The 4,357-nt window shown below is 66.2% G+C and carries 5 protein-coding genes; 4 read left to right on the forward strand and 1 reads right to left on the reverse strand.

The window, feature by feature from the left end; genetic code table 11:
- On the reverse strand, positions 1-546 hold a 546-nt coding region (locus tag FKP22_RS22295), incomplete at its 3' end, for a tetratricopeptide repeat protein (RefSeq protein ID WP_141289877.1).
- Positions 547-750: 204 nt separating this feature from the next.
- Between FKP22_RS22295 and tssJ the strand changes: the two genes are divergently transcribed.
- From tssJ to FKP22_RS22315, 4 genes are all read left to right on the forward strand, one after another.
- The gene (gene tssJ, locus FKP22_RS22300) at positions 751-1,461 is read left to right on the forward strand and encodes a type VI secretion system lipoprotein TssJ (protein ID WP_141289878.1); all 711 of its coding nucleotides are present in this window, start codon (positions 751-753) and stop codon (positions 1,459-1,461) included.
- Positions 1,462-1,525: 64 nt separating this feature from the next.
- Positions 1,526-2,881, forward strand: coding sequence for a type VI secretion system baseplate subunit TssK (gene tssK / locus FKP22_RS22305; protein WP_141289879.1), 1,356 nt, complete (start codon positions 1,526-1,528; stop codon positions 2,879-2,881).
- A gap of 61 nt (positions 2,882-2,942) precedes the next feature.
- Entirely contained in the window at positions 2,943-3,728 is a 786-nt protein-coding gene (gene icmH, locus FKP22_RS22310) for a type IVB secretion system protein IcmH/DotU (protein ID WP_141289880.1), read from the forward strand.
- A gap of 7 nt (positions 3,729-3,735) precedes the next feature.
- On the forward strand, positions 3,736-4,357 hold a 622-nt coding region (locus FKP22_RS22315), incomplete at its 3' end, for a type VI secretion system Vgr family protein (protein WP_211361515.1).

Here is a 4,357-nt window from a genome sequence, read left to right on the forward strand (position 1 = left end):
GCCCAGCGCTTCGCGCAGCGAACGGGTCACGGCCAGGGCTTCTTCGCGCGAGCCCACCGGGTAGGCGGCGTCCTTGCGCAGGGCCTTCAGCGAGCTGGCAGTCAGGCGCAGGCCGCTGACGGCCAGGATGCTGTTGGCGGTGGCGTCTTGCGGGTCGCGCTGCAGCACTTCCTGGCCGGCCAGCACGGCGTTGCCGTAGTCGGCGGCGGCGAAATAGTCTTCCGACAGCTTCAGCCACGGTTGCTTGGCGGTCGGGTAGGCCTTGGCGGCGCTGCGGTAGGCGTCGCGCGCCTTTTCGCGCTGGCCGGCTTGCTGGGCCTGGTCGGCCTGGCTCATCAGGTCTTCCATCGACGGCACTGGCGGCGGCGCTTCAGGTCCCTTGGTGGGCGGCGCGGCACAGGCGGCGAGGGCCAGCGCAGCCGAGATGGCGGCCCAGCGACCGCCACGGATCAAAGCCTGGGACAGCGCTGTGAGGGGCGTGCGAAGTGCGGGACCTGGGAAACCTTCAGAGGCGGAGAGCGCGGGGCCGCGGCGCGTCGACAACATGTCTTGTTACTTCCTTGTTATATGAAACTTTGTTTTCCGAGAGTGCTGTTTGCGAATCTCAGGCAGGGCACTTTATATGGCCGGATGGCGGCCGGCAAACCCTCCTTTAGGGGAGTCGATCTGGCTGCTCTTCGCCGGATTGCCCGATAGACTGTCGCGCCAGCCGAGCTTGTCTGGTGGGGGCTTCTGTCAAATTGCAGCAAAATGAAACATATTCGGAGTGCCGTCTTTCCGATCTCCCGCACCATCAAGGGTCGGGCCCGCAGCAGCCAGGAATGGGCGTTTTCCTCTCGGCAACAGTGCGCTTTGGCGGTGCTTTCGTTGGCGCTTCTGCAGGGCGGCTGTGGCACCACCAGCACAGGTGGTGCGCTTGACACCGCGTTACAAACCGTGGGCCTGCAACGGCCGCAACTGCAGGTACCCGATAACCTGTCGATTCCTCCGTCCGCGCAAAACCCTAAGTCGAGCAAGGTTGCATTGAGATTGCATGCGGCGCAGGTGATGAATATCGACGCTGCCGGGAATTCGTTGCCGGTGGTTACTAGAATTTACAAACTGAGAGACAAGTCTGCATTCATGCAAGTGCCGGACTCGGCTTTCCAGGACATTAAATCGGCGCGCACTTCAGAGTTGACCAGCGATGTGGTCGAGGTCAAGGAAGTGGCGCTCACGCCAGGCCAGCGCTACGAGGTGACGGAGGCCGTTCCCGCCGAGGCGGGCTACATCGGCGTGGTGGCGCTGTTCCGTGCGCCAGCCGCAGGCCGCTGGCGTTTTGTGTTCGATACGCGGGCCGCCGCGGCCACCGGGCTGACGCTTGGCGTGCATGGCTGCGCGCTCAGCGTGGCCACCGGGCAGGCGCTGGACGTGGCCCTGGAGCTGACCCGGCTGGCTGGCGTGCAATGCCCCGCGAGCTGATGCCGAACCTGCTGGCGGCTGCCTGGATTCGCTTCCCGTTTCTCCCTGCACAGGAATCATTCCCTTGATCCGCTCTTCCAAAGTTCTCTGGGGCGAAGGCCTGTTCCTGCGGCCGCAGCATTTCCAGCGCCAGGATGCTTACCACGAGTGGCGGCTGGCCGAGACGGCGCAGTCACTGCATCCGTACAGCTGGGGTGTGCGCCGGCTGAAGCTGGACACCGACGCACTGGCCAGTGGCGTGCTGCGCGTGGCTGAGTTGCAGGTGGTCTTCCCCGATGGCGACCTGTGCACTGCGCCGGCCGACGACGAATTGCCTGAGCCGGTGTCCCTGGTGGGCTGGCCGTCCGGCCTGTCGGAATGCGTCTATCACCTGGCGCTGGCGCCCATGCGCAGCACCGGCACCAATTTCACACCCGAGGAAGATGGCGGGCGGGCAGGGGTGCGCTACGTGCAGCGCAATGACGCTGCGCCGGACTGGTTCACCGGTGCCGTGGATGCCGACGTTGCCACGCTGCGCCGCCGGGTGCGCCTGCTGGCCGATGGCGATGCGCGCGACCACCTGACCTCGCTGCCGCTGGTGCGTGTGCGCAGGCTCGCCACCGGTGCCTTCGAGGTCGACACAGGCTTCGTGCCGCCCACCATGTCGCTGGCGGCTTCGCCGGTGCTGCAAGGCGTGCTGCGCCGCGTGCTGGACGTGCTGCAGGCCAAGGTCGAGGCGCTGTACGGCACGCACCGCGAACCGTCCAAGCACGTGATCGAGTTCCGCTCGGGCGACATCGCGTCGTTCTGGCTGCTGCACACCTGCAGTGCCGCGTTTGCCGGGCTGTCGCACCTGCACCATCACCCGCAGCTGCACCCCGAACGCCTGTTCGAGCGCCTGCTGGAACTGGCCGGCGCGCTGATGACCTTCTCGCGCTCGTTCACGCTGGCTGATCTGCCGGTCTACCGCCACGAGGCGCCCGGCCAGGCCTTCGAGCGGCTGGACCACATGCTGCGCGAGCTGCTGGAAACGGTGATCTCCACGCGCTATTTCGCCATCGCGCTGAGCGAGCAGAAACCATCGTATTTCCAGGGCCGGCTGGACTCGCAGAAGATCGAGGCCAACACCCGCCTGTACCTTGGCGTGCAGGCCTCGATGCCGCCCGCCGAGATCGTCGAAGTCATCCCGCAGCGCCTCAAGGTGGGCGCGCCGGACGACGTCGAAAAGGTGGTGCTGATGGCCACCGCCGGCGTGCGCCTGACCCACTTGCCGCAGGTGCCGGTGGCCATTCCCGTGCGGCCTGGCAACTACTACTTCGCGCTGGAGCCTCGCAGCCCCTTGTACGAACGCATGCTGCAGAGCCGCAGCATCACCATCTATGCGCCCAGCGGCCTGCCGGAGCTGCAGATGGAGCTGTTTGCGCTCAATGGCGAAGGCTGAAGCCTTGCTGGTGGACGGGTCCGCCTGACATTCAAGAAGATTTCCAGGGAAGCAGAATTCGATGAGCACCGCACCTTCACTCTTTGGCGCTGGCCAGGCGCCCCTGACCCAGTCCCGCAGCGCAGTGCAGGCGCCCGGCGCCGAACCGCGTGGCCTGATGGACCTGCTGTATCCCGGCTTCTACATGGTCTTCCTGCTGCGCAACGGCCATGCGCCGGCGGACGCCGAGGTCTTCCGAGAACGGGTGCTGAGCCTGCTCAAGCAGGTGGACCGCGGGGCGAAGAAGCTCGGGCTGGAAGCAGCCGATGTCTACCGTGCCAAGTTCGCCTTTTGCGGCTTGCTGGACGAGATCGTGCTGACCTCGAAGCTGAAGATCCGCGAGGCCTGGGTCGTCAAGCCGCTGCAGCTGGAGCTGTTTGGCGAGCACATGGCAGGCGAGCGATTTTTTGAGCGGCTCGAGAAGCTGCGCGGCGAGGGGGCCGTGCGGGTGCAGGTGCTGGAGGTCTACCACATGTGCCTGCTGCTGGGCTTCCAGGGGCGCTATGCCATGGAGGGCAGCGAGAAGCTGGGCTACCTGACCGCACGGCTGGGCGACGAGATCGTGCACATGCAGGGCAGGCGCGCAGCCTTCGCCCCGCATTGGGCGCCGCCGGACCAGATCAGCAACAAGCTGCGCAGCGAAGTGCCGCTGTGGGTCATGGCCAGCGTCTTTGCGGTGATCGGCCTAGTCGCCTTCCTGGGCCTGCGCACCCACCTGCGCAACAGCACTGAAAGCACGCTGGCCCCCTACAGCCAGGTGGTGCAACTCGCGCCCCAGTCGGCCTGGGTCACCATCACCTTGCCTTGAGGCGCTCATGCTGGAAGGATTGACGAGCCTTGCCACAGGCATTGAAGACACCCTGGATGCTGGCCTCGAGGCGCTGAAGAGCCGGCTGGACTTCACCGCCTGGCTGGAAGAGGGCGAGCGGCTGCTGAAGCTGCAGACCGCGCTCCCGGCCCTGTCCCTGGTGGCCGAACGCGCGGTGATGCGAGAGGCGGTAAGCCAGCCCTTCGAGCTGGTGGTGGACTGCCTTTCCACCTCGGCCTACTTCGAACTCAAAAGCCTGATCGGCGAGCAGATGACGCTCAGCGTCAAGCAGGCAGACGGCAGCTACCTGCCCTGGCACGGCTATGTCGCCGAAGCCGCCCAGCTCGGCTCGGACGGCGGCCTGGCCCGCTACCGCCTGGTCATGCACCCCTGGCTCAGCGTGCTGGCCCTGCGCCTGGACAGCCACGTCTACCAGGACCAGACCGCACTGCAGATCGCCGAAGACATCTTTGCCGACTACCCCGCCGCCAACTGGCGCCTGGCGCTGGCCGAACCCGAGGCCTTGCGCACCCGCTCGCTGTGCATCCAGTACCGCGAGAGCGACCTGGCGTTCGTCACCCGCCTGCTGGCCCAGGAAGGCCTGAGCTGGCACATCGAGCACCTGTCGG

Origin of the sequence: Ideonella azotifigens, assembly GCF_006519715.1 — a bacterium.
Classification (GTDB): Bacteria; Pseudomonadota; Gammaproteobacteria; order Burkholderiales; family Burkholderiaceae_C; genus Ideonella; species Ideonella azotifigens.